2 protein-coding genes are annotated in these 1422 nt (G+C 51.1%); both read right to left on the minus strand.

The genetic code is table 11. The annotated features are described in order from the left end of the window. On the minus strand, positions 1–223 hold a 223-nt coding region (locus Q0546_RS04670; protein ID WP_298790963.1), incomplete at its 3' end, for a hypothetical protein. 126 nt (positions 224–349) lie between these two features. Beyond that, complete coding sequence (obgE, locus tag Q0546_RS04675; protein WP_298790965.1) at positions 350–1405, minus strand: GTPase ObgE; 1056 nt, start codon at positions 1403–1405, stop codon at positions 350–352. Positions 1406–1422: the final 17 nt, after the last annotated feature.

The raw sequence follows: 1422 nt of genomic DNA on the forward strand, positions 1-1422 counted from the left end.
TCTTGCCGTCACGATTAGCATCGAGCCCCTTAAATTCCGAGCCCGAGCGCAGATTTAGCTCTACTCTCAGCCCAGACGGCACCTCGCTTGCCGTCCACTCCTGCAAGCTCAGTGCGCCGTCGTGATCTTTATCGTTAAAGTCCATAAAATAAGGCACCGGATCGGCGGGATCGCAACCGTATGCGCCGAGACATAACAGCACAAGTATAAAAATTTTATTCATTTCGCCTTCTTAAATTTTATCTTTTTGCGACGTTTGCGAGCGGTAAACATAAAATTTACCCGCATATTCGGACGCACTTAAAACCTGCGTTCGCAAAAGCCCTATACGGCGCGGCTTTAGCGCAACCTACAGCTCCTTTTTAAGCAGCTCAAGCATGTTAAATTTTAGCTCGTTTATATTTTGTCCCGTCGCCGAGGAGATCGGCATCACGAAAAACGGCTTAGCGGCGTCAAACTCATAAATATCTTGTTTAAATTTCATCTCGCCAGCCGTGCACGCGAGCCCCAAATGCGCCAAAAAAGCGTCAAATTTTTCCTGCAAATTTTCGGCCGCGTCCGCGCGAGTTAGAGCGATCGCGTAGTCTCTTTTCGCAAGCTCTCCTGAAAATTTCGCCGTCTCCGCCCGTAGCGCGTCAAACTGCTCCTCAAGGCTGCGGTAGTTTGCAAGATCAAGCATAAAAAGCAAAATTTTCGTGCGCTCGACGTGTTTTAAAAACTGCACGCCAAGACCGCGCCCTTCGCTTGCGCCTTCGATAATGCCCGGGATATCGGCCATGACAAAGCCACTGTATTCGTCAACCTCGACGAGACCGAGCTTTGGCGTAAGAGTGGTAAACTCATAGTTTGCGATCTGGGGTTTGGCGTTTGAGACGGTCGAAATCAGTGTGCTTTTACCGACGTTTGGAAAGCCCACGAGCCCCACGTCTGCGATGAGTTTTAGCTCTAGTCTTACCTCGCGCGTTTCGCCCTCTAGGCCTTTTTGTGCATATTCGGGAGCTTGGTTGATCGAGCTTTTAAAATGCACGTTGCCAAGCCCGCCCTTGCCGCCTTTTAAAAACAGCTTCGTCTCGCCGTCATTTAGCATGTCAAGCACCAGCTCGCCGCTATCCTCGTCATAAACGCTGGTGCCGGGAGGGACGATGAGATAGAGATCCTCGCCGCTTTTGCCGGTCTTTTTGCGGCCCTCGCCGGGCGCGCCGTTTTGTGCTTTAAACTCACGTTTGCCCTTGTAGGATGAGAGGGTGTGAGAGTTTTTATCGACTTTGAAATACACATCGCCGCCGTCGCCGCCGTCGCCGCCGTCGGGACCGCCTAGGATGACGAATTTTTCGCGACGGAAGCTGACGCAACCTGCGCCGCCGCCCCCTGATTTGACGCTAAATTTTACGCTGTCTATGAACATAGCTATCCTTAAATTTA

It is taken from the genome of uncultured Campylobacter sp. (assembly GCF_937997465.1).
In the GTDB taxonomy this organism is placed as follows: domain Bacteria; phylum Campylobacterota; class Campylobacteria; order Campylobacterales; family Campylobacteraceae; genus Campylobacter_A.